The sequence below is a fragment of the Phenylobacterium sp. genome (assembly GCF_004299445.1).
Classification (GTDB): domain Bacteria; phylum Pseudomonadota; class Alphaproteobacteria; order Caulobacterales; family Caulobacteraceae; genus Phenylobacterium.
This window is the reverse complement of sequence record NZ_SCTC01000065.1, coordinates 1-26674: the sequence shown is the minus strand read 5'-3', so window position 1 is coordinate 26674 and position 26674 is coordinate 1. Positions and strand designations below refer to the sequence as shown.

At 69.2% G+C, this 26674-nt stretch carries 29 protein-coding genes; 10 read left to right on the top strand and 19 right to left on the bottom strand.

Going from position 1 to position 26674, the window contains the following annotated elements; translation table 11 throughout:
- Window positions 1–11 precede the first annotated feature (11 nt).
- Window positions 12–1109: a redox-regulated ATPase YchF gene (gene ychF, locus EPN98_RS17715; RefSeq protein ID WP_293364246.1), complete on the bottom strand. Its 1098-nt coding sequence runs from the start codon at window positions 1107–1109 to the stop codon at window positions 12–14.
- 219 nt (window positions 1110–1328) lie between these two features.
- Between ychF and EPN98_RS17710 the strand changes: the two genes are divergently transcribed.
- The 3 genes from EPN98_RS17710 (at window position 1329) to EPN98_RS17700 (ending at window position 4172) form a co-directional block, all read left to right on the top strand.
- Window positions 1329–2921 (top strand): flavin monoamine oxidase family protein, encoded by a 1593-nt coding sequence (locus EPN98_RS17710; RefSeq protein WP_293364245.1) that lies wholly within the window; start codon window positions 1329–1331, stop codon window positions 2919–2921.
- A 1-nt stretch (window position 2922) separates the two neighbouring features.
- Window positions 2923–3327 (top strand): cytochrome c, encoded by a 405-nt coding sequence (locus EPN98_RS17705; RefSeq protein WP_293364244.1) that lies wholly within the window; start codon window positions 2923–2925, stop codon window positions 3325–3327.
- 152 nt (window positions 3328–3479) lie between these two features.
- Complete coding sequence (locus EPN98_RS17700) at window positions 3480–4172, top strand: PEPxxWA-CTERM sorting domain-containing protein (RefSeq protein ID WP_293364243.1); 693 nt, start codon at window positions 3480–3482, stop codon at window positions 4170–4172.
- A gap of 57 nt (window positions 4173–4229) precedes the next feature.
- On the opposite strand, the gene EPN98_RS17695 is transcribed toward EPN98_RS17700, so the two are convergent.
- From EPN98_RS17695 to EPN98_RS17675, 5 genes are all read right to left on the bottom strand, one after another.
- Entirely contained in the window at window positions 4230–5003 is a 774-nt protein-coding gene (locus tag EPN98_RS17695; RefSeq protein ID WP_293364242.1) for a tetratricopeptide repeat protein, read from the bottom strand.
- Complete coding sequence (gene pth, locus EPN98_RS17690) at window positions 5000–5626, bottom strand: aminoacyl-tRNA hydrolase (RefSeq protein ID WP_293364241.1); 627 nt, start codon at window positions 5624–5626, stop codon at window positions 5000–5002. Before pth ends, EPN98_RS17695 begins: the two co-directional genes overlap by 4 nt.
- A gap of 33 nt (window positions 5627–5659) precedes the next feature.
- Window positions 5660–6259, bottom strand: a complete 600-nt coding sequence (locus EPN98_RS17685) for a 50S ribosomal protein L25/general stress protein Ctc (RefSeq protein ID WP_293364240.1) — start codon at window positions 6257–6259, stop codon at window positions 5660–5662.
- A gap of 145 nt (window positions 6260–6404) precedes the next feature.
- A complete protein-coding gene (locus tag EPN98_RS17680) occupies window positions 6405–7463 on the bottom strand; it encodes a hypothetical protein (protein ID WP_293364239.1) in 1059 nt (352 codons plus the stop codon).
- A gap of 106 nt (window positions 7464–7569) precedes the next feature.
- A complete protein-coding gene (locus EPN98_RS17675; RefSeq protein ID WP_293364238.1) occupies window positions 7570–8505 on the bottom strand; it encodes a ribose-phosphate pyrophosphokinase in 936 nt (311 codons plus the stop codon).
- A gap of 118 nt (window positions 8506–8623) precedes the next feature.
- On the opposite strand from EPN98_RS17675, the gene EPN98_RS17670 reads away from it, so the two are divergent.
- Window positions 8624–9697 (top strand): ionic transporter y4hA, encoded by a 1074-nt coding sequence (locus tag EPN98_RS17670; protein WP_293364237.1) that lies wholly within the window; start codon window positions 8624–8626, stop codon window positions 9695–9697.
- Here EPN98_RS17670 and pgeF read toward each other — a convergent pair.
- Genes pgeF through lgt form a run of 3 tightly spaced genes read right to left on the bottom strand, consistent with a single transcriptional unit; the run spans window position 9678 to window position 12386 of the window.
- Window positions 9678–10451 carry a peptidoglycan editing factor PgeF gene (gene pgeF / locus EPN98_RS17665; protein ID WP_293364236.1) on the bottom strand — a complete coding sequence of 258 codons (774 nt, stop codon included), beginning with the start codon at window positions 10449–10451 and terminating at the stop codon, window positions 9678–9680. The two genes, EPN98_RS17670 and pgeF, sit on opposite strands and share 20 nt — an antisense overlap.
- Window position 10452: 1 nt before the next feature.
- Entirely contained in the window at window positions 10453–11502 is a 1050-nt protein-coding gene (locus EPN98_RS17660; protein WP_293364235.1) for an SAM-dependent methyltransferase, read from the bottom strand.
- Entirely contained in the window at window positions 11499–12386 is an 888-nt protein-coding gene (gene lgt / locus EPN98_RS17655; protein WP_293364234.1) for a prolipoprotein diacylglyceryl transferase, read from the bottom strand. Before lgt ends, EPN98_RS17660 begins: the two co-directional genes overlap by 4 nt.
- Before the next feature lie 117 nt (window positions 12387–12503).
- On the opposite strand from lgt, the gene EPN98_RS17650 reads away from it, so the two are divergent.
- From EPN98_RS17650 to EPN98_RS17635, 4 genes are all read left to right on the top strand, one after another.
- A complete protein-coding gene (locus tag EPN98_RS17650; protein ID WP_293364233.1) occupies window positions 12504–12752 on the top strand; it encodes an accessory factor UbiK family protein in 249 nt (82 codons plus the stop codon).
- Between the two features lie 139 nt (window positions 12753–12891).
- A complete protein-coding gene (locus EPN98_RS17645; RefSeq protein WP_293364232.1) occupies window positions 12892–13395 on the top strand; it encodes a YbjN domain-containing protein in 504 nt (167 codons plus the stop codon).
- Window positions 13396–13600: 205 nt separating this feature from the next.
- Window positions 13601–13915 carry a hypothetical protein gene (locus EPN98_RS17640; RefSeq protein ID WP_293364231.1) on the top strand — a complete coding sequence of 105 codons (315 nt, stop codon included), beginning with the start codon at window positions 13601–13603 and terminating at the stop codon, window positions 13913–13915.
- Between the two features lie 9 nt (window positions 13916–13924).
- Window positions 13925–15514 (top strand): methyl-accepting chemotaxis protein, encoded by a 1590-nt coding sequence (locus tag EPN98_RS17635; protein ID WP_293364230.1) that lies wholly within the window; start codon window positions 13925–13927, stop codon window positions 15512–15514.
- A gap of 4 nt (window positions 15515–15518) precedes the next feature.
- Here EPN98_RS17635 and EPN98_RS17630 read toward each other — a convergent pair whose 3' ends face one another.
- Complete coding sequence (locus EPN98_RS17630) at window positions 15519–17441, bottom strand: S9 family peptidase (protein WP_293364229.1); 1923 nt, start codon at window positions 17439–17441, stop codon at window positions 15519–15521.
- 279 nt (window positions 17442–17720) lie between these two features.
- Between EPN98_RS17630 and proC the strand changes: the two genes are divergently transcribed.
- On the top strand, window positions 17721–18515 hold the full coding sequence (gene proC, locus EPN98_RS17625) for a pyrroline-5-carboxylate reductase (protein WP_293364280.1): 795 nt from the start codon (window positions 17721–17723) through the stop codon (window positions 18513–18515).
- 58 nt (window positions 18516–18573) lie between these two features.
- On the opposite strand, the gene EPN98_RS17620 is transcribed toward proC, so the two are convergent.
- The 9 genes from EPN98_RS17620 to EPN98_RS17580 form a co-directional block, all read right to left on the bottom strand.
- Window positions 18574–18993: a DUF2147 domain-containing protein gene (locus tag EPN98_RS17620; protein WP_293364228.1), complete on the bottom strand. Its 420-nt coding sequence runs from the start codon at window positions 18991–18993 to the stop codon at window positions 18574–18576.
- Between the two features lie 68 nt (window positions 18994–19061).
- On the bottom strand, window positions 19062–20423 hold the full coding sequence (locus EPN98_RS17615; RefSeq protein WP_293364227.1) for an ATP-binding protein: 1362 nt from the start codon (window positions 20421–20423) through the stop codon (window positions 19062–19064).
- Between the two features lie 232 nt (window positions 20424–20655).
- Window positions 20656–21363 carry a response regulator gene (locus EPN98_RS17610; RefSeq protein ID WP_293364226.1) on the bottom strand — a complete coding sequence of 236 codons (708 nt, stop codon included), beginning with the start codon at window positions 21361–21363 and terminating at the stop codon, window positions 20656–20658.
- Window positions 21363–21851, bottom strand: a complete 489-nt coding sequence (locus EPN98_RS17605) for a MarR family transcriptional regulator (RefSeq protein WP_293364225.1) — start codon at window positions 21849–21851, stop codon at window positions 21363–21365. The genes EPN98_RS17610 and EPN98_RS17605 overlap by 1 nt, the downstream gene beginning before the upstream one ends.
- Window positions 21848–22354 carry a GNAT family N-acetyltransferase gene (locus EPN98_RS17600; protein ID WP_293364224.1) on the bottom strand — a complete coding sequence of 169 codons (507 nt, stop codon included), beginning with the start codon at window positions 22352–22354 and terminating at the stop codon, window positions 21848–21850. The genes EPN98_RS17605 and EPN98_RS17600 overlap by 4 nt, the downstream gene beginning before the upstream one ends.
- Window positions 22355–22359: 5 nt before the next feature.
- Window positions 22360–22626, bottom strand: coding sequence for a DUF1778 domain-containing protein (locus EPN98_RS17595; RefSeq protein ID WP_293364223.1), 267 nt, complete (start codon window positions 22624–22626; stop codon window positions 22360–22362).
- 170 nt (window positions 22627–22796) lie between these two features.
- On the bottom strand, window positions 22797–23204 hold the full coding sequence (locus tag EPN98_RS17590; protein ID WP_293364222.1) for a hypothetical protein: 408 nt from the start codon (window positions 23202–23204) through the stop codon (window positions 22797–22799).
- Between the two features lie 110 nt (window positions 23205–23314).
- Entirely contained in the window at window positions 23315–23674 is a 360-nt protein-coding gene (gene folB / locus EPN98_RS17585) for a dihydroneopterin aldolase (RefSeq protein ID WP_293364221.1), read from the bottom strand.
- Entirely contained in the window at window positions 23671–24399 is a 729-nt protein-coding gene (locus EPN98_RS17580; protein WP_293364220.1) for an SDR family oxidoreductase, read from the bottom strand. Before EPN98_RS17580 ends, folB begins: the two co-directional genes overlap by 4 nt.
- Window positions 24400–24705: 306 nt before the next feature.
- On the opposite strand from EPN98_RS17580, the gene EPN98_RS17575 reads away from it, so the two are divergent.
- Entirely contained in the window at window positions 24706–26148 is a 1443-nt protein-coding gene (locus EPN98_RS17575; protein ID WP_293364219.1) for an aldehyde dehydrogenase family protein, read from the top strand.
- The last annotated feature ends 526 nt before the right edge of the window (window positions 26149–26674 follow it).

The window sequence follows — 26674 nt, the reverse complement described above, 5'->3', positions numbered from 1 at the left end:
TAATGTCGTCGTTAAACGTTGAACCGGAAGTTCATCACGTCTCCGTCCCGGACGACATACTCCTTGCCCTCCTGACGGAATTTCCCGGCCTCGCGCGCGCCGGCTTCGCCCTTGAGGTTCACATAGTCCTCGTAGGCGATGGTCTCGGCGCGGATGAAGCCCTTCTCGAAGTCGGTGTGAATCACGCCGGCGGCCTGCGGGGCGGTGTCGCCCTTGTGGATCGTCCAGGCGCGCGCCTCCTTGGGGCCGACCGTGAAATAGGTCTGCAGGCCCAGCAGGTGATAGGCCTCGCGGATCAGCTTGTTCAGGCCGGGCTCGGTGAGGCCCAGCGTCTCCAGGAACTCGGTGCGCTCCTCGGGGTCGAGCAGGGCGATCTCGCTTTCGATCTGCGCCGAGATGACCACGTGGTCGGCGCCGTCGCGCTTGGCCCGCTCGGCCACGGCGTTGGACAGGTCGTTGCCCGTGGCCGCCGAGGCCTCGTCGACGTTGGAAACATAGAGCGCGGGCTTGGACGTCAGCAGTTGCAGCATCCGCCAGGCCTTCTCGTCCTCGGCCGAGACCTCGACCTTGCGGGCGGGGCGACCGGCGTTCAGTTCGGTGAGCGCGGCCTGCACCAGGCGCAGGGTCTGGGCGCTCTCCTTGTCGCCGGTCTTGGCGCGCTTCTCCAGGTTGACGACCCGCTTCTCCAGGCTCTCGAGGTCGGCCAGCATCAGTTCGGTCTCGATGGTCTCCAGGTCGGCGATCGGGTCCACCCGCCCTTCGACGTGGGTGATGTCGTCGTCGATGAAGCAGCGGGCCACGAAGGCCACGGCGTCGCAGTCGCGGATGTTGGCCAGGAACTGGTTGCCCAGACCCTCGCCCTTGGACGCGCCGCGCACCAGCCCGGCGATGTCGACGAAGTTCATCCGCGCCGGGATGATCTCCTTCGACGGGATGATCGCCGCCAGCTTTTCCAGCCGCGGCTCGGGCACCGCCACATCGCCGGTGTTGGGCTCGATGGTGCAGAACGGATAGTTCGCGGCCTGGGCGGCGGCGGTCTGCGTCAGCGCGTTGAAGAGGGTCGATTTGCCGACGTTGGGCAGGCCGACGATGGCGACTTTCAGGGCCATGGGGAGCAGCAGTTCCTAGGGGACTTGGCGGGGGCGCTGCCTAGCACGCGCGGAGGCGCGCGCGAAGCCGGCGAGGAACGTCCTGCTTAGCGGCTAGTCATGTTGCGCTCGAATTCGCGCCTTCGGAGGCGAATTGGCGCCGCTCGTCGCGCATTCGCTCCCGGCGCCGCGCCGGGCGGCATTAACCCGGACCTGCAAGCGCACTCACTCGGGGGATACATGGAGTCCGGACGTCACGTTCCAACGCGCCGCCAGCTTCTTCACGCCATCGGCCTGATGGGCGGCACGGCCGCCGTCTACCAGATGATGACCGCGTTCGGGCATGCCGCCGAAACCCGCTTCCCCGGTCCGCCCAACCTGTCCGGGGCGCGAAAAGGCGCGTCCGTTATCGTGCTGGGCGCGGGCCTGGCGGGGATGTTGGCGGCCTATGAGCTGGAGAAGGCGGGCTACAAGGTCCGAATTCTCGAGTTCCAGAACCGTCCCGGCGGCCGCAACTGGTCCCTCTATGGCGGCGACACCTACACAGAGATGGGCGGGGCGACCCAGAAGGTGGGCTTCGCCAAGGGCAACTACCTGAACCCCGGCCCCTGGCGCATTCCGCACCATCACCGGACCCTGCTGCACTACTGCAAGAAGTTCGGCGTGGCGCTGGAGCCGTTCATCCAGTTCAACCACAACGCCTATGTCCACAACACCGAGGCCTTCGGCGGCGCGCCCCAGCGGTTCCGCTCGCTGGCCGCCGACTTCGAGGGCGGTATCGCCGAGTTGCTGGGCAAGGCCATCGACCAGAAGGCGCTCGACACCCGGCTGACCGCGGAAGACACCGACCGGCTGAAGGAAGCCCTTCGCTCGTGGGGCATGCTCGACGACGACATGCGCTACACCAAGGGCCTGCGCTCCTCCAGCCATCGGGGCTTCGAGCTGCCGCCGGGCGGTGGCGTCAACGGCGCGCCGAAGCCGTCGGACCTGCTGCCCTTCGACGAGGTGCTCAAGTCTGGCATCGCGGCGAACATGTCGTTCTTCATGAACGACGAGTTCCAGACCACCATGTTCCAGCCCGTGGGCGGCATGGGGAAGATCGGCGAGGGATTCGCCCGCCAGGTCGGCCGACTGATCACCTACAACGCCAAGGTCACCCGGCTCTTCCAGGACAAGAACGGCGTGACGGTGAGCTACACCGACACCGCCAAGGGCACGGCGACGACGGCGCAGGCCGACTACTGCGTCTGCACGATCCCGCTGACGGTGCTCAGCCAGATCGAGTCGAACCTGTCGGAGAAGAAGAAGGCCGCCATCGCGGCGGTGCCGTACTCGAACGGCGTGAAGATCGGCCTCGAGATGCGCCGGCGCTTTTGGGAAGAAGAGGCCGACATCTACGGCGGCCACTCCTTCACCAACCAGGAGATCGGCCTGATTTCCTACCCCAACAACAACTTCTTCCAGGACGGGCCGGCGGTGCTGCTGGGCTCGTTCGCCAATGGAGCCGGGGGCTATCGACTCTCGGGCCTGACGCCCGCCGCGCGGATCGAAGCGGCCCTGGAGCAGGGTTCGGTTTTCCATCCGGGCAGCTATCGCAAGGAGTTCTCCAACGGCGCCTCGGTGGCCTGGAGCCGGGTGCCCTGGGTGATGGGCTGCTGCGCCCGCTGGAACGAGGACACCCGACGAGAACACTACCAGGAGCTGGTCTCCGTCGAAGACCGCGTCGTCCTGGCCGGCGAGCACGCCTCGTATGTGGGCTGCTGGATGGAGGGCTCGCTGCTCTCTGCGCTGGACGCCATCACCCGTCTGCACAAGCGCGCGCTGGAGGCCTGAGATGATCCGACGCCTGCTCACCGGCCTCGCCGTCGCCGCGGCCATGGCCACCCCGTCGCTGGCCGACGAGCCCGGGCCCGGCGGGACCAAGCCGCCCGTCGCCCGCACCGGGCCCGAGGTCTACAAGACCTTCTGCCAGGCCTGCCACATGGCCGACGCCAAGGGGGCCGTCGGCGCGGGCGCATTCCCGTCCCTGGCCAACAATCCGCGCCTGGGGACCACGGCCTACGCGGCCTACATCGTCGCAAACGGCAAGGGCGGCATGCCCTGGTTCCGCGACACGCTCAGCAAGGACCAGGCGCGCGAACTGATCGGCTATCTGCGCACCCACTTCGGCAACGACTTCAAGGAACCGGTCACTGCCGACGACGTCGCGGCCTTCGGTCAGCCAACGTCCCGGCGGTAAGCTTAGCTGTAGAACGACGTTCGCCCGGCAGGCGTCTTCGGTTCCCCGCCTTGATTTTAGTCAAATCCTTTCGGACTCGGAAAGCGGTACTAGCAAAGGTAGGGACGGCCAGGAATGTTCATGGCCCGGGGGGTCCCTCATCGGAGGGTGCCATGCGAATTCGAAACCTTTTTGTCGCTGCGGCGGCGTTGGCCTTGTCGGCCGGAGCCTCGCAGGCGGCGCTGATCACCACGGACGCGGCCTACACGGGCCCTGACCTCGACCTCACCGGTTACGACAACGGCAGCTACAACTTCACCTACGGGCCGGTGGCGGTGGGTGAGTTCACGTTCACCCGCGACAACACCGCGAACAACTCGGGCCAGGGCGCCGTGGTCGGTCAGGGTGGCTATGGTCTCGCCGACAACGGCTCGTTCGGCGGCAACGCCGTCTACATCGGCGTCGATGGCGGAACCGGCTTTGGCTACCTGAAGGGCGCCAAGGCCTACAGCCAGATGGGCTTCTTCTTCAACTACGCCGTCTCGGGCGGCCGCCCGTTCGGCGACTTCCCGATCATCTCGGCGCTCGACCTCAACGGCAACGTTCTTGAGGAGTACAACCTCATGACGGACGCCCCGATCTCGACCCCGGGCGGCTTCAATCAGTTCCAGTTCCGCGGCATCACGCGCGACACGGCCGACATCTACGGGTTCCGCTTCGGCGGGTCGTACATTCTGGCCTCCGGCACGGCGACGGGCGACGTCATCGGCGGCATTCCGGAACCGACGACCTGGGCGCTCATGATCCTGGGCTTCGGTTCGGCGGGCGCCATGCTGCGCCGTCGCCGGACCAGCTACGCGCTCTAGTCACCGCTTCAACGAGGGCAGGGCCCCGGTCGTTGGCCGGGGCCTTTGCTTGCCGGCTCAGGCCTCGGAGAGCGCCTTGGCCGCCAGGTCGCGCCAGCGCTTGCCTTCCTTGCGGAAGTGGCCGGACAGCTTGGTGAGGCGCTTGTCCATGTCGGCGACGGCGGCCCGGGCCTCGTCCTTGCGGCCGTTGCGCGCCATGAAGGCGGCATGCCGCCCAAAGGCTTCGAACCCCGCCACCCGCTGAACCGCCTCGGCGAAGGCCGCGTCGGCCTGCGCTGTGTGGCCCAGGCTCTCATGCGCGCGCGCCAGGGCCAGGACTGCGCCGGGCGCCAGGGGATCGCTCGTCTCGCCGCCGGGAATGAGCTCAATGACATCCAGCGCTTCCTGCGGTCGCCCCAGTTCGAGAAGCGCGTTGGCGCGGCCCAGCAGCAGCGCGGGGTCTTCGGCGTGGATGCCCTGGGCGGCCTGCGCGTAGAGCTGCTCGGCTTCGTCGAACCGGCCGAGCTGGGCGGCGGCTTCGGCCAGTCGTGACTGGTTGCGGACCGTCGGCGTGTCTTCGCAGGCTCGCTTGGCCTCGCGATATTCGCGGGCCGGGTCGAGCGCCGCGCGGGCCGTCTGCTCCAGCTTCCGCGCGCCGGACCCGCGGGTCAGCTCGGGCAGCACAATGGCGATGAAATAGACCAGCCCGCCCAGCGGCTGGAAGATCAGGATGATCCACAGCCAGAACAGCTCTCGCCCTGTGCGCACCACATGGACGGCGAGCGCGATGGAGAAAATCAGCGACAGCCCGATCAGCGGCAGCGAACCGCCCAGCAGACCCAGGGTGCTCATTCGCCGCCGCCTCGGGCCTGCTTGCGCGGGTCGGCTTTCTCGGCGGGCGCGAGGCGCATCACCTCGGCCTGATAGCGCTCGTCCTCGCCCATAGCCATCAGCGGGGCGGCGTCGGCGCACGCCTGAAGCAGCGGCTCGACCCACTTCATGTCGGCCTTGTGGAAGTCGCTGAGCACGTGGCCCTGCACCAGGGACTTGTCGCCTGGATGGCCGGTGCCCAATCGCGCGCGGCGGAAGTGCGGGCCCACCTGCGAGGTGATCGACCGAACCCCGTTGTTGCCCGCCGCGCCGCCGCCCGCCTTCATGCGGAAGCGGCCCGGCGCCAGGTCGATCTCGTCGTAGAACACGACCAGGTCGACCGCCGGATCCAGCTTGAAGAACTTCACCGCCTCGCCCACGGCGCGGCCGCTTTCGTTGTAGTAGCCCTGCGGCTTGAGGATCAGGGCGCGGACCGGGCCCTGCGGCGTCTCGATCTGGCCTTCGGAACACTGGCCCTGGAAACGCGAACGCGCCGCGGAGAAGCCCCAGCGGCGCGCAATCTCGTCAACGGCCATGAAGCCGATGTTGTGACGGTTCTTCGCGTAGGCGGGGCCAGGGTTGCCCAGGCCTGCAATGAGCAGCACGGACGTCCCCGATCCCTATGCGAAGTGCGAGGACTAGGCCTCGCCTTCCGTCGTCTCGGCGGCGTCGGTCACGCCCTTGGACATCGTGATGGAGGCCACGGCCAGGTCGCCGTCGATCGCGGCCGTCACGCCGGCCGGCAGCTTCAGGTCCGAGACGCGGACGGTGTCGCCGATTTCCAGGCCCGTCAGGTCGACCACGATCTCTTCCGGGATCTCGTCGGCGTGGCACGAGACCGACACCGCGTGCAGGGTCACGCCCAGCGTCCCGCCGCGCTTCAGGCCCGGAGAGGCCTCTTCGTTCGCGAAGTGGACGTTGACGTCGATCTTGATCTGCTGGTGCTCGTCGACCCGATACAGGTCGAAGTGCCACGGCTCGTCGGTGACCGGATGCATGTCGATCGCCTTGGCGATGACCGGCTGGGTCTCCTGGCCGTACTTCAGGGTCACCAGGTGGCCCAGCAGCTTGCCCGTGTAGAGCGCCTTGCGGAACTCGTTGGACTTCACGGCGATAGCCACCGGATCCTTGTCGCCGCCGTACAGGACGCCCGGGACCTTGCCGCTGCGGCGGGTGGCGCGCGCGCCGCCGGTGCCGGTCTGTTCGCGCACTTCAACGTTCAAAATGATCTCGGCCATGGCCTTGCCTCAAAACGAAGCCGCCGCGCGACTCGCGCGCGGCGACGAAATATCCGTGACCTGTCGGTCGAAAGGGTGCGCGTAGATACACAAAAGCCCCGCCCTGCGCAACGGGGCGGCTGAGCTCATTTGCGCGGCGTTTTCGTCAGCTCTTCTTCTTGACCGGCTTCCGCTTCGCCGGCGGCTTCTTGGTCTGCATGCCCTTGTTGATCGACTCCTGGCTGGGAATGAACCGCGCCTCGTAGGGCTCGGGCAGCCCCGCCGCGCGGATCATGCAGCGGCCCGTGTCCATCATCCCGTGCTGGCCCAGGCAGAAGACGTCCTCATAGTGCGGTCGCGCCACCGCCAGGCATTGATAGAGGTTCAGCTTCGACATGTTCATGCACATGCCGACGTTTGGCTCGGTCACGAGGCCCAGCACCGTATTGACGTTGGCGTCGCCGGCCTCGCCCAGGGCGGCCAGGGCGGCCACGGCCAGGGCGCGGACCACGGTCTGCGTATAGGGCGGCGCGACCGCGGCGCCCGTCGGGACGCCCAGCACCGCGGCGCCCGACGAAGCCTGCTGCAGGCGGACGGTCTCGTCCACGCTGCCGGTCATCGCGGCGGCCGACAGGCTCTTGGCGTTGGCCAGGCGCACGTCGCGGGCGGGCACGTCGGCCTTGGACCAGGGCTGCTTCTGGATGTCGTAGGCGGCCTGCTTCACCGCCTTGCCGTTGTCGTAAAGCCGCTGGGCGTCGCCCCCCAGCGCCGCGATGATCTGGCCGGCGGCGCTGGCCGAGCCGTTCAGGCCTACCGCGTAGGCCGGGTCCTTCAGGATCTCATAGGCCACCTGACGGCGCTGCGTCGCGTCCTTGGCGTAGATGCGCACGCCCTCGACGAAGGCGCGGTCCTGCAGGGCCACGACGGCCCCGTAGGCGATGGCGCCCTTGGCCAGCTGCTGCGGCTCGTACTGGACGCCGGTGCGCAGCGATGCGGCGATGGCCTCGCCATCTGCGAAGGCCGGCGCGATGGCGGTGGTGTTGTTGACATACAGCCGATAGGCGCTGGCCAGTTCCACCAGCCGGGGCGACAGCTGCACCACGGGCGCGGGCGGCGGGGGCGGCGGCGCGACCACCTTGGGCGACTCGGCGCAGGCGGCGACGAACGCAGCCAACAGGGCCGGAAGGACGAGGCGGGCGGCTCGGGACCGGAAAACGGACGGCATCAGACGGCTTCTCCCACTGTGCAGTGGTGATTTCTAGTGTCCGCCCCCGGGAGGCCTATGGATTAGCCGTGGTTTGCCCTCGTGGGCAAGCGCCGCTTCGGGGGGCTCAGTCGAAGAGCTTGGACACGCTCTCTTCATTGGCGATGCGCCGGATCGCCTCGCCGATCAGGCTGGCGCAGCTGACGTAGCGGATCTTGCTGGACGTGCCGATGCGATCGGGCGCGGCGATGGAGTCGGTGACGACCAACTCCTTCAGGACCGAGCCTTCGACCCGCTCGATCGCTCCGCCCGACAGCACGCCGTGGCTGCAATAGGCCGAAACCTCGGCCGCACCGGCGTCGGCCAGGGCCTGGGCCGCGTTGCAGAGCGTGCCCCCACCGTCGATCATGTCGTCGAACAGGATGCAGCGGCGGCCCTCGACGTCGCCGATGATGTTGGCCACTTCCGACTTCCCGGGACCCGACCGGCGCTTGTCGACGATGGCCAGGTCGGCGTTCAGCCGGCTGGCGACGGCCAGCGCCCGCACCACGCCGCCCACGTCGGGCGAGACGATCAGCAGGTCCTTGGTCTTCTCGTAGTTTTCCTTGATGTCGGCGGCCAGCAGGGGCGCGGACAGAAGGTTGTCGGTGGGGATGTCGAAGAATCCCTGGATCTGGCCCGAGTGCAGATCCATCGTCAGCACCCGGTCGGCGCCGGCGCGGGTGATCAGGTTGGCCACCAGTTTGGCCGAGATGGGGGTGCGGCCGCCGGTCTTTCGGTCCTGGCGGGCATAGCCGAAGTAGGGGGTCACCGCCGTGATCCGCCGGGCCGACGCGCGCTTCAGCGCATCGATGCAGACCAGCAGCTCCATCAGGTGGTCGTTGGCCGGGTAGCTGGTGGATTGCAGGATGAAGACGTCCTCGCCGCGGACGTTCTCGTCGATGGTGACCCAGACCTCGTTGTCGGCGAACCGCTTCACCTGGGCCCGGCAGAGCGGCAGGTCCAGGTGGCTCGCCACCGCCTGCGCCAGGGTGCGATTGGAGTTGCCGGCGAGCAGCTTCATCGGGGCCTCGGGGCGGGAGTCAGGATGTTGCGCGCGCTTGTAGCAGCGGACGGCGCGCGGGCAAGGGCGCAGGCGCCCTCGGTTTCGCTTTGTCGCCGGCCCTCGCTAAGGTGGCGGGATGCAACGCCTCCCACGCCCGCACTGGACCTGGGTCGCGCCGCTTGTCGCATGGGCCGTCCTGGCCGGCGCGGGACTCGGCGGACTTTTCAATCTGATCGTCGCGGCGGTCCTGGTGGGCGCCGTCCTGGCTGCGGTTCATCATGCCGAAGTGGTGGCCCACCGGGTCGGCGAGCCGTTCGGCACGCTTGTGCTGGCCGTCGCCGTAACCGTCATCGAAGTGGCGCTGATCGTCTCGCTGATGGTCGCCGGAGGTCCCGGGGAGCAGGCGCTGGCCCGCGACACGGTCTTCGCGGCGGTGATGATCATCCTGAACGGCATCGTGGGCGTCTGCCTTCTGGTGGGGGCCCTGCGCCACCGCGAACAGACGTTCAGCCAGGCTGGCGTCAGCGCCAGTCTGGCCACCATCGCCGCGCTCGCCGTCCTGGCCCTGGTGCTGCCGAACTACACGGTCAGCACGGCCGGCCCCACCTATTCCGACGGCCAGCTGGCGTTCGTGGGGCTGGTGTCGCTGGTGCTCTACCTGGTGTTCGTGCTGGTCCAGACGGTCCGCCACCGCGACTACTTCCTGCCTGCGACCGCCGCGGTCGACGAAGACGCCCACGCCGAAGTTCCGTCGAACGCGGCCGCGATCGCCAGCCTCCTTCTGCTCGTCGCTTCCCTCGGCGCGGTGGTGCTGCTGGCCAAGGCGCTGGCCCCGGTGATGAAAGCAGCGGTGAAGGGCGCGGGCGCGCCCGAGGCCGTGGTCGGTGTGGCGATCGCGGCGCTCGTGCTGCTGCCCGAGAGCTTGGCGGCGGTCCGGGCCGCGCGGGCCAACCGGCTCCAGACCAGCCTGAACCTGGCGCTGGGCTCGGCGCTGGCGTCGATCGGGCTCACCATCCCGACGGTGGCGGCGGTGTCGCTCTTCATGGGCTGGCCGCTGGCGCTGGGCCTCGACGCCAAGTCGATGGTGCTGCTGGTTCTTACCCTGATCGTGGCCACGCTGTCCCTGGGGGCCGGCCGCACCACGGTGCTGCAGGGCGCCGTCCACCTGGTGATCTTCGCCGTCTACCTCTTCACGACGGTGGCGCCGTAAGCATGATCGCCGACAGCAGGCGGCCGTAGTCGGCCTCGCCGCGGTGGTAGGCCCGGCGGTTGGAGAAGAACAGGTCGGCCTCGGCGCAGGTGTCGCGCCCCACCCACTCGCAGGCGCCGACGCCGGCCCGGGTCAGCCGGTCCAGCACATATCCGGGCAGGTCGAACATCTTGCGGTCGCCGTCGCCGTCCACGAAGAACCGCGCCGCCTGAGCGCTGTCGGCCACGAAGCGGTCGTAGAACTCCGGCCCCACCTCGTACGAGCCCCAGCCGATGCAGGGGCCGACCACGGCGACGATGCGGCCCCGTTGTGCGCCGAACGCTTCCATCCGCTCGATCGCGGCCTCGGCGATACCGGTCAGCGCGCCTTTCCACCCGGCGTGCGCGGCGCCCACCACCCGGGCGACGGGGTCGGCCAGCAGGATCGGGGCGCAGTCGGCCGCCAGGGCGCCACAGACCACGCCGGCGGTGTCGGTCACCACCGCGTCGCCCTCGGGCGGCCCCGACCCCCACGGCCCCTGCACCGCGAAGGCGGTGGCCGAGTGGACCTGGTAGGCCGTCACCAGTTCCCCGCCCATGTGCGCGGCCGCCCGCCGCCGGTTCTCGGCTACGGCGATGGGATCGTCCTTCGATCCGGCGCCGACGTTCAGGCTCTCGTAGATCCCCTCCGAGACGCCGCCCTGCCGGGTGAAGAACGCGTGGCGGATGCCCGGCAGGTCCAGCAGCTTCGAGGTGATCACGGGCAGGTCGGTCATCTCAGTCTTCCTCGAACGCAGGCGGCAGCCAGCCGGGAGAATAGAGGCAACAGGCCTTGAAGAGTTCCCCCATCTGATCGCTGCTGACCAATCGGTTGAGCTGGCGGCCGATCGTGTGGGCCTTGTCGGGCCGCGCGCGCACCAGCGCCTCGGCGCGCTCGCCGATCCCCATGCGGGCCAGGAACGCCGCCTGGGTCTGGACCGCGGCCCGCGCGCCCGCCGCCTCGGCCGCGGCCATCACCGCCGGGAAATCGGCCCATACCGTCAGGTCCGCCTCGCCCGGACAGGCCAGGGGATCCACCTTCCTGTGACGGGACAGCGCCTGCAGAGTGTCGCCGAAGCCCGGCTGGTCGCGGCCATAGTCGATGAGCAGGGCCGCGCCGCCGCTCTCCGCCAGCCGCTGACCCAGGATCGCGCCCAGCGCCTCCTGCGCCGCCGAGATCTCCAGGACGGCGCCGTCGCGCGCGTCGGGCAGGGCCACAGGGGCGGGCACGCGGCCCAGGATCAGGGCGCCTTGACGATCCACGCCCACCACCTGCTCGGTCCAGCCGGTCGCGGTGCGGACGAACTGGCGGGCGGGCAGGCAGTCCAGCAGCTCGTTGGCCACCAGGAGCATCGGCGCGCCGCCCGGAACCTCGTCCAGCGACCGCGCCCAGCTGACCCGATCGCCCAGCCGGGCGGCCTGCCGCGCCGCCAGCGGCTCGGACGTCTCAACCAGCCAGACCTCCGCCGCCTCCAGGAAGCCGGGCAGGGCCCGTCCCGCCCGCAAAAGATCCTCCATCAGCGTGCCGTCACCGGGTCCCATCTCGATGAGAACGAACGGGTCGGGCCCGCCCAACTGCCGCCAGGCGGAGGCCGCCCAGAGGCCGATGAGCTCGCCGAACATCTGGCTGACCAGGGGCGCGGTCAGGAAATCGCCCGCCTCGCCCAGCGCCGGGCGCGTGGCGTAGTAGCCGAACTGCGGGTCGTGCAGGCAGGCAGTCATGTACTGGGCCATCGTCAGCGGCCCGGTCTGCGCGATCTGCGCCGCCAGCTTGTCGGCGAGACTCACGAGGTCTTGGCGGCCGCCGGGCTCGGGGGCGCCGCGATCGCCTCGGGCAGGGGCTCGCGCAGGCCGCGCCAGATCAGGTAGGCGCCGCCCAGCAGCATCGGGATCGACAGGTACATGCCCATGGTCAGGCCCAGCGGCAGGTTCTCGAGGCCGGCGTCGGGCTGGCGAACGGTCTCGATGGCGATCCGGAAGACGCCGTAGAACAGGAGGAAGATGCCGGTGATCACGCCGCGCCGGTTGCCCAGCTTGGCCCGGTGCGTGGCCCACAGCAGGATCAGGAACAGGATCAGGCCCTCGAACAGCGCCTCGTACAGCTGGCTGGGGTGGCGCACGACGTTGCCGGCCGGGCAGAAGCCCAGCTCGTTCTGGATCCGCTGATTGCAGAACACAAAGCCCCAGGGCAGCCCCGGCGCCTCGCGGCCCCACAGCTCGCCGTTGATGAAGTTGGCGCAGCGGCCCAGGAAGTGGCCGATCGGATAGGCGGGGGCCACCACGTCGGCGATCCGCAGCAGGTCCAGCTTGTTGCGCAGGGAGAAGAGGATCATCGCGATCGAGACGCCGATCACGCCGCCGTGGAAGCTCATCCCGCCTTCCCACACCCGGAAGACGCCCAGCGGGTCGGAAGCGATCATGTCGGGCGTATAGAACAGCACGTGGCCCAGCCGGCCGCCGCCGATCACCCCGATGGCAATCCACAGGATCAGGTCGTCCATCTGGTCCGGCGTCATCGGCGCCGGGCGGTGCGTCCAGAGCGCCGTGTTGCGCAGGAGACCCGTGGCATAACGCCACCCCAACAGGATGCCCGCGACATAGGCCAGCGCATACCAGCGGATGGCGAAGGGCCCGAGCTGTACGAGGATCGGGTCGATATCGGGGAATGGCACTGCGGCTCAGGCTCCGGCGTTGTCTTCCAGGGACTTAGACGAGAAGCCCTTCGCTTTCACCCCTCCAGTCGCCATATACCTGTAAGGACGGGCCAACCCGCCGGAAGAAGACCTGGAATGCAGACCCAAAACCCCCTTCTCGATGAGATCGCCAAGCTTTCCACCGCCGCCATGGGCCTGGCTCAGGCCGCCGGCGAAGAAGCCAAGGCCGCCTTCCGCAGCCAGACCGACCGTCTGGTGGCCGAGATGGACCTTGTGCGCCGCGAGGACTTCGACGCCCTGAAAGCCGAAGTCGCCGCGCTGCGCGCCGAAATCGAGGCCTTGAAGACGCCAAAAGCAGCGAAGAAGAACGCGAAGCCGACTTGAACACGTTGCACGTCACGCGAAAGCCATTCGCCCGTAGCAAGAAGTCGCTGACACTCGTTTCCGGAAACGGTTTAGGGTCGGTTGTGCGGACGATTCGGGGGCGGCGTTCCGTCCCCCGTCCGATCATTAAGGGGTCGTGATGGACACCTCTCAGACCGACGACAGCGTCGTCCTGACCAACGACCCGCTCGACGTTGTCGAGCACGTTCTGACAGCCGAGAACCTGCCGTTCGACAGGACGGAGGATGGCGACCTGGCCTTCACTCTGGCCGGCGACTGGAAGGACTACGAGCTGTGGTTCGCCTGGCGTCCCGAGGGCGACACGCTGCAGCTTTGCCTCTCGATGGACTTGGCGGTGCCCAAGGCCCAGCGCCAGACCGCCCAGGAACTGATCGCCACGATCAACCCCCGCGTCTGGCTCGGCCACTTCGAGCTGTGGGATGAAGGCGAGATCATCTTCCGGCACGGCATGGCGCTGATGTCGGGCGAACAGCCCAGCCTGGCTCAGGCCGCGGCGATGATCGACGTGGCGGTGGAATGCGCCGACCGGTTCTTCCCGGCCTACGACTTCCTGCTCCGCGGCGCCAAGACCCCGCAGGAGGCCATCGCCGCCTGCATGTTCGAGACCGTCGGCGAAGCCTGACAAGGTCGCGGATGGTAGGTTGGCGACCAACTGTCGCACCAGCTGTCTTGCCTGCCATAGAGGGCGATCGGTCGATCTAACCGATTGAATCTTATTGCCGAGATGGCGCCGATCTCAGGCGCGCGCCCATAGCGCAGCCAGGAGCGCGGTCTCTTCCGAGCTCCGTTAGGCATATCCTAAGGCGCCGCTCCGCAAGGGTTGGCGCATGACCCGGAAGACCGGCCTCAAGCTCGTCGATGCGGCTGTGCCAGCAGGCCTCGCCCTGGCGTCGGCTGTGGTGCTGCTTGCGACGGGCTCACGCTCGCCCGACGCGCGTGAGGCGGCGGGGGTCTTTCCGCCCTGGTGGAGCCGCTCGCAGGTCATGCAGGCGGCCGCCCGCGCCGGGCAGGTACGCGACCTGGGCGCCGCGCCCTTCATCATCGTCATTCGCGACCCCGACGGGCAGGCGGCTGAAAAGTTGCGCCGCGCGGGCGCGCTCTTTTCCGTCGCGCCTTCCGGCAGCGCGATCTGTGCAAGTTGAGGAACCCGCATGTTTGAGACGGTCGACCAGCAGCGACAGTTCGCCGCCCGCATCGTGATCGCCGGCCTTTGGCTTTTGGTCCCGGTGATCACCGGGGCGGCCTGGGCGGTTGGCAATGCCTGGCCGGGGCTCGGTCTGGCCGCCGCGGCCCTCGCCGGCGTCGTCACAGCACAGTGGCGCGCCGCAGGCGCCGGGCCGGCCACGCGGCTCACCTCGGGGGTCGCGCTGATGGCCGCGGTCTCGCTGCTGGTGGCGGCGCTTGCGGGACACGCCTGGCAGATCGACATGCACATGGCCTACTTCGCCGGGCTGGCCCTGCTGATCGTCTACTGCGACTGGCGGGTCATCGGGGCGGCGACCGCTGTGGTGGCCCTGCACCATCTGCTGCTGTCGCTCGTGTTGCCGGCAGCCGTGTTCCCGGGCGGCGGCGACATCGAGCGCGTGCTGGTCCACGCGGTGATCCTGCTGGTCGAAGCCGCCGGCCTGATCTGGGCCTGTCGCAGCATCACCGCCATGTTCGAACGCTCGGCCCAGACCCTGGCGGCGGCGTCCGACGCGCGCGAGCGCGCCGAGGCGGCGACCAGCGAGGCGCAGTCGGCCCGTCACGGCGAGGCCATCGCCGCGGCCGAGCGCGAACAGGTGCGCCGGGCCTCCGAGGACGAGGCCTCCCTGGTCGTCGACGCCTTGGCCGAGGCTCTGGGCTACCTCGCCCGAGGGGATGTGACCTACCGCATCCGCGCGAGCTTCCCGGCGCAGTATGTCCAGCTGAAGCGCGACTTCGACGCTGCAGCCGAGCAGCTGCAATCCACCCTGCGCGCGGTGGTCGAGTTGAGCGGCCGCCTGCAGACGGGCATCGGCGAGATCTCCCACGCCTCGGACAACCTGTCGCGCCGCACCGAGCATCAGGCGGCGACGCTGGAAGAGACTGCCGCCGCCCTGGACGAGATCACCGCCACGGTGAAGCGCACGGCTGGCGGCGCTGTCCGCGCCCGCGACGCCGTGGGTTCCGCCCGCGACAACGCCGAGCGGTCCGATGAAGTGGTCAAGGCTGCGATCGCCGCGATGACCGAGATCGAGACCTCGTCGCGCCAGATCGGCCAGATTATCGGCGTCATCGATGAGATCGCGTTCCAGACCAACCTGCTGGCGCTGAACGCGGGGGTCGAAGCCGCTCGAGCGGGCGACGCCGGGCGTGGCTTCGCGGTGGTGGCCTCGGAAGTTCGCGCGCTGGCGCAGCGGTCGGCCGGCGCGGCCAAGGAAATCAAGGCGCTGATCTCGGCTTCGGAGTCCCAGGTCGGGCGCGGCGTTGAGCTGGTCGGGCGCACGGGCGAGACGTTGCATCGCATTGCCGCGGAGGTGGTGGACGTCAACGGCGTGATCACCGAGATCGCCCAGTCCGCGGCGGAGGAGGCGACGGGGCTGCAGCAGGTGAACACGGCCGTGAACGCCCTGGATGGCGTCACTCAGCAGAACGCCGCCATGGTCGAGGAAGCCACCGCCGCCGCCCAGACACTGGCCGACGAGGCCAGGAAGCTTACCGCCCTGATGGCGCGCTTCCGGGTTGCGTCAGACGAGACCGTGCGGCGTGTGGCGGCCTGACGGCTCACTCCACGCCCAGCACCTTCTTCAGGAACACCACCTCGGTGGCCCGCACGGCCTCCTGGTTGGCTTTCTTCTGGATGCCGTGGCCCTCGTCCTTGGCCAGGACGTACCAGACCTCTGTGCCCTGGGCGCGGAGCTTGGCGACCATCTGCTCGGACTCCGTGCGCGGCACGCGCGGGTCGTTCGCGCCCTGGAAGACCATCATCGGCTTCTTCATCCGGTCGCTCATCCGGATAGGCGCGATCCTGTCGAACACGGCGCGCATCTTCGGATCCCGCTCGTCTCCGTACTCGGCGCGGCGGTTGTCGCGGCGATAGCCCTCGGTGTTCTGCAGGAACGTGACCCAGTCCGAGATGCCGTACAGGTCGATCGCGCCGGCGATGCGGTCGTTGTAGTGGCCGGCCACGGCCAGCACCATGTAGCCGCCGTAGGACTGGCCCACGACGGCCACGCGGCTGGCGTCCAGGTCGGGCTGCTTGGCCACCCAGTCCAGCAGGGCGCCGATGTCCTTCACGGAGTCCTCGCGCTTCTCGGCGTTGTCGAGGCCCATGTAGGTCTTGCCGTAGCCCGATGAGCCGCGGACGTTCGGGATGATTACCGCCGCCCCCAGTTCGGCCACCCATGACTGGCGGCGCGGGTTGAAGCTGGGCTGCTCCTGCCCCTCGGGCCCGCCGTGGATCTGGATCACCACCGGCAGCTTGCCGCTCTTCGCGGTCTTGGGCTTGTAGATGAACGCCGGGATCTGCCGCCCGTCGAAGCTCGGATAGCGGAACAGCGTGGGCTCGATCAGCCTGGCCGAATCCAGGCCCCCGAGTTCGCTCTCGGTCCAGCGGGTCAGCTGGCCGCTGGCCAGGTCGTAGCTCCACACGTCGCCCGAACTGGTGGACGTCGACAGCGACAGGCCGATCTTCGAGCCATCGGGTGAGAACTTGGCCGCCGTGAGCACGCCCTGTGGCAGCTTCGGGCCGGGCAGCGCCTTGCCGGTCGCCACATCGCGCAGGACCAGGGTGGAATAGCCCTCCTCGTTCACCGCCAACGCGACGACCTTGCCGTCGGGGCTGACGTCCATGTCCTCCGAGCCCCACTTCGCGTCGGGCTCCAGGTCGCGGACCTTGCCGGTCTTCACATCGATGACCACCGGCCGCGTGTGCTCGGCTCCGTCGTCCGACAGGGTCAGAACACCCGCGCCGCCGTCGACGAACGCCGCGCCCTGGTAGCCGATCTTCCGGTTGGGCCCGATGGGCGTGAGCTTGCCGGTGGCCACGTCCAGGGTGAACAGCTCGACCCAGGCCTGGGAATGGAAGCGGCCGGCCAGAACGGTCTTGCCGTCGGGGCTGATGTCGAGCGGTCCGATCGAGCCCGTCCCCTCGTGGATCACCTTGCGACCCGCCGGGTTCGCCGGGTCGGCCAGCACGATGTCGTAGTTGGGATCGCCCGGCGTGACCTGGCTCCACACCACGGTCTTGCCGTCCCTGGTGAAGACGAAGCTCTGGTTGCGGGTATTCGGCGCGGTCAGCTGGGTCTCGGCGCCGGTCAGGGTGCGGATATAGGCCTGGTAGTATTCGGCCCCGCCCACGTCGCGCGGATAGAGGTAGGTCGAGGTTCCCGGCAGGACCCGGGCGTTGTTGATCGGCTCGGGGAAGAAGGTGAGCTGGGTGCGGGCCCCGCCGGGACGGGCCACGCGGTGGACCTGATAGGTGTCGCCGAACCGCGTGGTGATCAGCATCGAGCCGTCGGGCAGCCAGTCCTGGAACGTGGCCGTGCGGGCGTTGTAGTAGGGCGCGATCGCCGCCTGCAGCGCGGCCGGCGTGGCGGGCGCCCCGTCGTAGACGATGTTCCCCACCTCGCGCCTGGGGGGCTGGGCTATGGCCCCCGTGGCCAGGGCGAGGGCAAAAGCGGTTCCGAGCAGCAGCGCGCGCGACATGAATGTTCCCCGAAAGGCAAGGCTGCGAAGCAAGCCCGCCCCAACGACGACGTCAATGAAAGTCGGCGGATCGGTGTTCGCCGCACCTCATAGCGTGTCATCCCGGTTTGGGCGCAGCCCAAGACCGGGACCCAACCGACCGCGGCTCCGACTCGGGTGCGCACCCTCGGCATTCGAGCCATCTGGACGACCTCGGCGCACGGGTGGGTTGGGTCCCGGTCTTCGCCTGTGGCGAAACCGGGATGACACAGGGGGTTTGGTCGCTAGTTTGCGCGCATGATCACGCCGATCCTGATGCTGGGCGCCGGCCGCATGGGCGGGGCCATGATCGAAGGCTGGCTCGCCGCGGGCGCCTTCGCCGGTTCCGACCTGATGATCCGCGACCCGAACCCCGGCCCGTCCGCCCTGGCGGCGGAGCAGGCGGGCGCGATCCTCAACCCGCCCGACGCCGACCTCGCGCGGGCGAAGACGGTCGTGCTGGGCGTCAAGCCGCAGATCTGGCGCGAGGCCGCCGCCGAGACCGCCGCCTGGCTGGGCTCGGGCGCGGTGATCGTATCCATCGCGGCGGGCGTGAAATCGGCTGACATCGCCAAGGCCTTCGGCGGCCGTTGCGTGGCCCGCGTGATGCCGACGACGGCGGCGGCGATCGGACAGGGGACGGCCAGCGTCTACGCCGACGACCCCGCCGCGCTGGCACGCGCACACGCTCTTTTCGAGCCTCTGGGGACGGTGGTGTCGCTGACCGACGAGGCCCTGATGCACGCCGCCACGGCCGTGTCGGGCTCGGCGCCAGCCTACCTCTACGCCTTCATCGAGACCCTCGAGGCCGCCGGGACCGCCGCCGGTCTCTCCGCCAAGGACGCCCAGCGCCTGGCCCGCTCGACCCTCACCGGCGCCGCCGCCCTTCTGGCGCGCAGCGGGGAGGAGCCCGGGGAACTCCGCCGCCAAGTCACCTCGCCCGGCGGCACCACCCAGGCCGCCCTCGACGTCCTGCTGGCGTCCAATGGCCTGCCGGACCTGATGCGCGAAGCTGTGGTTGCGGCCGTGCGGCGCTCGAAGGAGCTGGGGGCCTGACATCCTCTCCCTACCCTCTCCCTCTCTTTGCGCTGCGCGCTCTGGGGAGAGGAGGTCGCTAGCTCGCCCGCTTCCAGGTCTGCGCCTGGCAGATCACCGCGATGCAGCCTTCGACCTTCAGCGTGCCGTTCGGGTTCACGCTGATCTTCGAGTCATAGGTCTTGCCGCTGTTGGGGTCGTAGATCTTGCCGCCGGTCCACTTTCCATGGCCGGAGGACTTGAAGCCCCACAGCATCGGCATGCCCTGGATCGGGCGGGTCTTCAGCTTCGGGTCGGGGTTGTTGCTGTCGAGGGCCTTGTCGTTCGGCGGCCGCAGCCAGCTGATCGCGCCGCACAGCTTGCTCGCCTGGCTTGGGCAGGGGCCGATCCGGATCTTGCCGCTGGCGTTCTGGTTGAACCACTCGCCCTCGGCGGGATCGGCCGCGAAGGCGGGTGCTGCCGTCAGCGTCAGAGCGGCGGCGAGGGCGATAGCGCGCATGAGTGTCTGGATCCCCTGTCTTCCTTGGCGGGCAAGCTTGGCTGTCGCCCGTGAACCCCACATGAACGTTAGCCTGGGAGCCGCACCAACGCACGCAGGCCACCCAGCGGGGAGCGGCCCAGCGTGACGTCGCCGCCGTGGCCGCGAGCCACGTCCCGGGCGATGGCCAGTCCCAGGCCCACGCCCTTGATGTTCTGATTCCGGCTCTCGTCCAGCCGCACGAAGGCCTTGAAGGCCTCTTCGTGCTGTTCGGCCGGGATGCCCGGTCCGTCGTCATCGACGGTGATCTCCAGCCCCTGGGCGCCGCGCCGCGCCGCCACTTCCACGTGCTCGCCGTGGGCCGCGGCGTTCATCACCAGGTTGGCTAATGCCCGCTTCAGCGCATTGGGCCGCGCCGTCGCGATCAGGCCGGGGTCGACGTCGATCTTCACCTGGGCGCCCATCCGTCGCGCGCCCTCGCTCACCGCCTCGATCAACGGGCGCAGAGGGGCGGGCTCGGTGGCCTCGCCGCCCTCGCCGCGGGCGAAGGCCAGGTACTCGTCGACCATGTGCTCCATCTCGGAGAGGTCTCGCTTCATCTCGGCGGTGCGCTTGTTGGGTTCGGCCAGGGCCAGGGCCAGCTTCAGGCGGGTGAGGGGGGTGCGCAGGTCGTGGCTCACCGAGGCCAGCAGGGCGGTGCGCTGCTCGATGTGGCGCTGGATGCGGCTGCGCATGTCCAGGAACGCGGTGGCCGCGGCGCGCACCTCCTTGGCGCCGTGGGGCTTGAACGCCGCCACGTCGGCGCCGCGCCCGAAGGCCTCGGCCGCGCTGGCCAGCCGCTCGATGGCGCGCACCTGGTTGCGGATGAACAGGATGGCGATGGCGGTCAGCAGCACCGTGGCCACCGTCATCCAGAGCACGAAGATGTGGCCCTGGGTCGCGAACGCCCGCTCGCGCGGCGCCAGGATCCGCATCACCCCGCCCTGAACGCCCACGCGGATGTCCACGTAGGCGGGGTAGCGGGTGGTGTCGAACCAGAACGGCGCGTCGATGCGCTCGCTGAGCGCGCGGTCCAGCGACCGGTCGATGGGCGCGAAGAAGGCCTCCAGCAGCACCGGCGGATCGCGCCGCCGCTCGGGCAGCTTGCGCCCGGGCTGCAACGCCACCGACAGGCTCATGGACTCCTCAGCCCGCTGGCTCAGCTTGGCGAAGGCCTCGGGGGTGGGGTCTTCCTTGTAGCTCTCGACCGCCCAGGCGATGTCGCCGGCCAGGCCCTCGGACAGGCGTGCTGTCACGGTCTGCCAGTGGGCGTCGAAGAAGACGTAGGTCACCGCGATCTGCATCAGCGCCACCGGCAGCACGATGATCAGCAGCGACCGCGCGAACAGCGTCGCCGGCAACTGCCGCTTCAGCCACCGCACCAGGACGCGGAAGGAGGAGGGGAGCTTCATCTGCTGAGCGCCTCACCTCCCCCGCGCAGCGGCGGGAGGGGGACCATCGGCCGAAGAGCCGATGGTGGAGGGGGCGGGCCGCCTGCACGGAATGCGAAACAGCCAGGTTGATCCGCCGAGCTGGTGGCTCGCCCCCTCCACCACTCGCTCTTCCCCCGGCACAAGGCCGGGGTCGGCGAGCGGTCCCCCTCCCGCCGCTCCGCGGGGGAGGTAAGGGGTTCGCAGATCCCCATCAGTCCGGCGCCAGGCGGTAGCCGACGCCGCGGACGGTCTGGAGGTAGCGCGGGGCCTTGGGGTCTTCCTCGATCTTGCGGCGCAGGCGGGTGACCTGGACGTCGACGGCGCGCCCCGAGGGGTCGACCGAACCGCGGGCCAGCTCCATGCGGTCGACCGCCTCATGCGGCGTCCGCGCCAGCTGACGCAACAGCGCCACCTCGGCCTCGGTCAGGCGGATGCTCTCGCCGCCGCTGGTCAGCTCGCCACGGTCGGCGTCGAAGGCGCAGCGACCCAGCGACAGCGACCCGCCCACCTGCGGCTTGTCCTGCGCCCGGCGCAGGATCGCCTCGATGCGCAGCAGCAGCTCCTCGGGCTCGAACGGCTTGCCCAGATAGTCGTCGGCGCCCAGCTTCAGGCCCTCGATGCGGTCGCCCGCCTCAGTCTTCGCGGTCAGCATCAGCACCGGGGTCTTGCCCGACGAGCCGCGCTGCTCGCGCAGCCACCTGGTCAGGGAAAACCCGTCCTCGCCCGGCATCATCACGTCGAACACCGCCAGGTCGAAGTCCAGCGTGGCCAGCAGCCGGCGCGCCGGCGCCCCGCCCGCCGCCGCTGTCACCCGGAAGCCGGCGCGGGTCAGGTACTCCTTGAGCAGGTCGCGGATGCGGTCGTCGTCGTCGACGACCAGCAGGTGCCGCGCCCGGGGCGGAGCATCCGAGAAGCTCATCAGCGTCCTCCGGCGGGAGAGGGGCTCTTCGTCCGCCCCCCGGCCATGGCCGATAGTATGGCGCGCGCTCCGGCCACGCCGTCCAGTCCCCCCGTGCGGTAGGCGCGGGCCAGATGGGCGCGCAGCCGCTCGCTGATCGCCGCCTCGAAGGCCAGACCGCGCTCGGTCAGGGCGGCGCTGCGGCGTCGCGCGTCCTCGTCGCCCGCCACCTTCTCAGCCAGGCCCTTGCCGGCCAGATCGGCAAGGATGCGGCTGGCGGCCTGTTTCGAAAGGCTGGTCAGGTGCGCCAGCTCCTGCACCCCGATGCCTGGGCGCCGGCGCAGCAGGAACGCCGCGCGCCAGTGCGAGCGGCCCAGCCCCAGGCCCTCGGCGTCGAGGCCGGCGTCCACCGCCGCCCACAGCGAGGCTTCGGCCAGCAGCATCAGCTCGACGCCGGCGTCCAGCTCGTCCTCGCGCAGGATCAGTCGCGGATCCGGCGGCGCGCTCATCGGGCTTGCTCCGCGTCGCCCGAGGCGAGGCGCAGATCGTCGATCGTCGCCATCAGCGTCATGGAATCTATGGGCGACGGCTGCAGACCGGCGGCCACGTAGAAGGCGTGCGCCTCCGGCGATATCGCGCGCACCATCACGCCTCGAATGCCAATGATGTCCGCGGCCGCCAGGATCCTCTGAAAGGCGTCCCGCAGCAGCAAGCGTCCGAGTCCCTGACCCTGATGGGCCTGCGCCAGAGCCAGCCGGCCCAGCAGCGCCACCGGGATGGGGTCCGGCATGTTGCGCCGTAGGCGGCTGGGCGCCTGGGACAGGGCGACGGCTCCGGAAGCCAGGGCGTAGTAGCCGACCACGGCCTCTCCGTCGCACAACACATAGGTCCGCGAGGCTCCGGCCGCTTGGTTGGGCCTTGCGCGGCGCTTGAGCCAGTCATCCAACGCCGGAACGCCTGAGTCGAATCGCGAGAGATCGTGGTGGTCGGACAGCGCTGTGGGCGGCTTCAAGCCCGCTACTCCCACGGCGCCTTGTTCTGCAGGGTTCGACGAAGTTGCGGGTTCGGACGAGGCGGTTCGTCGAGGCATTTGAGGAACGCGTCGTATGCCTCGGGGCTGACCGTGAACACAGTCTGATCCAGCAATGCGTCCTCGGCCGCCCGCCGCGCCGCCTCCAGCACGAAGTCCGTCCGCGTCTTGCCCGTCAGTTCCGCGGCGCGGTCGATCACGTCGCGGACCTCGGGCCTGATCCGCAGGTTCAGCGTTTCGCGTTTCGGCTGCACAGTCATGTCCGGAAGTTAGCACGGCGTAACGACGCCGTCATTACGCCGGCCAAGCCCCTAGAGCCTGTCCGGTTCAGATGGAAACATCTGAACCGGATGAACAGGCTCGATCTCTTTGATTTAGAGCGCGTTTCGGGGCGAAACCGGCGTCCACTTTCGCCCAACGCGCTCTAGACCAGCAGCGCGTCGGGGCGCGGATAGGCGTCGCCGCGGCTCAGGTGGATCAGGCCCACGATGCAGCGGATGCCGAACCAGACGGCGGCCACGCACCAGACCAGGCCGGCCAGGGCCATGATGGGGAAGCCGATCAGGATCACGGTCAGGATGGCGCCGATGCCCATCAGGATGCCGCCGACCACGCCGCCCACGATGGCGAGCAGCAGGCCCAGCCAGAAGGTGCGGATCAGGAAGGTGTAGTGCGAGCGCATCACCGGGCCGGCCGTGCTGCGCTGCGCGTACGCGATGATCACGCCGATGACCGCCGTGATCCCGGTGGCGAAGGCGAGCAGGTAGAGCGCGTAGCAGATCGCCGGCATCGTCCGATCTTCGGTCGTGCTGTAGCCCACTTGGTCGGTCATCGTCTCTCTTGTTGCTCCAGCCCACTATAGGGCGATGCAAGATAGATGGACCCGCAACGGCGTCACGAAAAGTGGTCACAGCGTTACAAATTGCTCACCCGGCGAACGAGTTATCGCGTGACCACGATCTCCACGCCGGCGCCCACCGCGTGCGGGGCCAGCGCCAGGGGCTTTTCGATCCGCACCCGGGCGCGGGTAACGCGGACGTCCTCAAGGCACTTTTCGGCCAGCCGGTGGGCGAAGGTCTCGACCATGCCGATGTGGCCCTGCCCGGCCAGGTCCTGGGCCGCCTTCAGGATGGTCTCATAGTTCACCGTTTCGGCCAGCCGGTCCGAGGCGTTGGTCGGCACGTCCAGCTCCACGTCGACGATCAGCGGCTGCACGCGGCCGATCTCGTGGCGATAGACGCCGATCTCGGCCTGCACCTGCACGCCGGTCACGAACACCTTGCTGATGGCGAGCGTGCTCACGAGAGATGCTGCCCCGAGTCCACGGCGATCATCTGGCCGGTCACCGCCTCGGCGTCGATCAGGTAGCGCAGCGCCGCGCCCATCTGCTCGGGCGCCGAGGGCCGCTTCAGCAGCGTCGTGGCCACCTCGGCCGCGAAGGCGGCGGGGTCCTGGTGGATCGACTGCAGGGTGGGGCCGGGCCCGATGCCGTTGACACGGACGCGCGGCGCCAGCGCCTGGGCCAGCATCCGCGTGGCGTCCCAAAGGGCCGTCTTCGACAGGGTGTAGGAAAAGAAGTCGGCGCCCGGCCGCAGGACCCGCTGGTCCAGGACGTTGACGATCAGCCCCTCGCGGTCGGCCGGCAGCCGGCGGGCAAACGCCTGGGCCAGCACCAGGGGCGCGCGCAGGTTGGTCTCCATGTGGAGGTCCCAGCTGGCGCGGTTCATGTCGGAGAACTGGTCCTGCTCGAACACCGAGGCGGAATTGACCAGCAGGGTCACGGGCCCGAGCTCGGCCTCGGCCTCGCCCACAAGGGCCACCGAGGCGCTTTCCTTCCGCAGGTCGCAGGTCAGGATCGTGGCCTTGCGGCCGTGCCGGCGCACCTCGCCGGCCGCGGCTTCGGCCTCGTCGTCCATGGCGCGCACGTGGATGGCGACGTCATAGCCGGCCTCTGCGGCCGTCTTCGCCAGCACGCGACCGATCCGCCGCGCGCCGCCCGTCACCAGTGCTGCGCCGCGGTTGGCCATCGTCAGGGGCGCCTCAGTCGAAGCGGCCGAACTCGAAGCGGTTCAGGGCCGCGAAGACCGCGACGAACGCGAGGATCATGTAGATGCCGCTCATGGGGCCTCCGGAGTCAGTTGCGTGGGCTTTAGCGAGGCCCGGCCAAGCGGGCAAGTGCGGGCGGCAAGGCCGCTGCAAATCTGCGGGCCCTTACAGAAGACTTGTCACCGAAGGGCTTCCCACCTGAACGCCGATCACTAAAATGATTGTTTGAAGGGTGGGGCTCGCAAGCCTTATGCCCGCAACGACATAAGGTCTCCAGGAGGACGTCTATGCGCGAGTACCTCAAGTTCTACATCGATGGGGCGTGGGTCGATCCCGCCGAGGGCCTGAAGACGCTCGACGTCGAAAACCCGGCCACCGAGGAAGTCTGCGGCAAGATCGCGATCGGCACGGCCGCCGACGTCGACAAGGCTGTCAAGGCCGCCCGCAAGGCCTTCGCCACCTGGTCGCAGACCACGCGCGAAGAGCGCCTCGAGGTGCTGGGCCGCATCCTGGCCGAGTACCAGAAGCGCTTCGGCGACCTGGCCACGGCCGTCACCGAGGAAATGGGCGCCCCGGCCTCGCTGGCCCAGCGCGCCCAGGCCCCGATCGGCATGGCCCACCTGGCCACCGCCATCGAGGTCCTGAAGACCTTCAAGTTCGAGGAAGACCGCGGCCCGACGATGATCGTCAAGGAGCCGATCGGCGTCTGCGGGTTCATCACCCCCTGGAACTGGCCGCTGAACCAGATCGTCTGCAAGGTGGCCCCGGCCATCGCCACCGGCTGCACCATGGTGCTGAAGCCGTCGGAAGTGGCGCCGTTCTCGGGCCAGATCTTCGCCGAGATCATGCATGCGGCGGGCGTGCCCGCCGGCGTGTTCAACATGATCCAGGGCGACGGCCCCGGCGTGGGCGCGGCGATCTCCAGCCACCCCGACGTCGACATGGTGTCGTTCACCGGCTCCACCCGCGCCGGGATCGAGGTGGCCAAGGCGGCCGCCCCGACCGTCAAGCGCGTGGCCCAGGAGCTGGGCGGCAAGAGCCCGAACATCGTCCTGGACGACGACGCGTTCGCCAAGGGCGTCGGCCGTGGCGTCGCCACCATGATGACCAACTCGGGCCAGTCCTGTAACGCGCCCACCCGGATGCTCGTGCCGAAGACGCGCATGGACGAGGCGATCGCGGTCGCCAAGGCCGCCGCCGAACAGGTCACCGTCGGCGACCCGAACGGCAACGCCCAGCTGGGTCCGGTGGTCAACAAGACCCAGTTCGACAAGATCCAGAAGCTGATCCAGGCCGGCATCGACGAGGGCGCCACCCTGGTCATCGGCGGCACCGGGCGTCCGGAAGGCCTCGACAAGGGCTACTATGTGAAGCCCACGGTGTTCGCGAACGTGAACAACGACATGACCATCGCTAAGGAAGAGATCTTCGGCCCCGTGCTGTCGATCCTCGGCTACGAGACCCTCGACCAGGCCATCGAGATCGGCAACGACACCGAGTACGGCCTGGCCGCCTACGTCCAGTCGGGCGATCTGGAAAAGGCCCGCAAGGTCGCGGCCAAGCTCCGCGCCGGTCAGGTCTCCATCAACGGCGGCGGCGGCGACATGATGGCCCCCTTCGGCGGCTACAAGATGAGCGGCAACGGGCGCGAGTGGGGCGACTTCGCCTTCCACGAGTTCCTCGAAACCAAGGCCATCCTCGGCTACGCGCCGAAGCCCGCCGCGGAATAGACCACCGCCTCAGTGCGACTGCGAAGGGCCGCCCCCCGGGGCGGCCCTTTTGCGTTGGGGCTGTACCTCCCCCGTCGCGGCGGCGGCGGCGGGGGGTGGAGGGGGCGAGCCCCACCCGCTGAGCCTGAGGCCCGCCCTCCCACCCAGGAGCGGCCGGTCTGCGCCATTCAATCCATGGACGGAGTTTGCCTTGGGGTCCGGCGATCTCAAGGACGGCCAGAGGCCGCCGCGGGGCGGCGACGCCCGGCGGGCGTCGTCCTTGACATCGCCGGGCCCCAAGGCTCGCATCAACCATGGATTTCAGGGCGGATTTCATCCCCGTTGGGGATGCCTGCTCCCAGGGGCGGGACCGGTGTCGCTGATGACCGAGATCGGACCTTCGGAGGGTCGGGTGGCTTGCGGACTTTACCTCCCCCGCGAAGCGGCGGGAGGGGGACCGGCCGCCGAAGCCGGCGCCGCCGGCTGAAGAGCGGTTGGTGGAGGGGGCGGGCCCCACCTGCTGAGCCAAACACGGCCAATCGTTCCG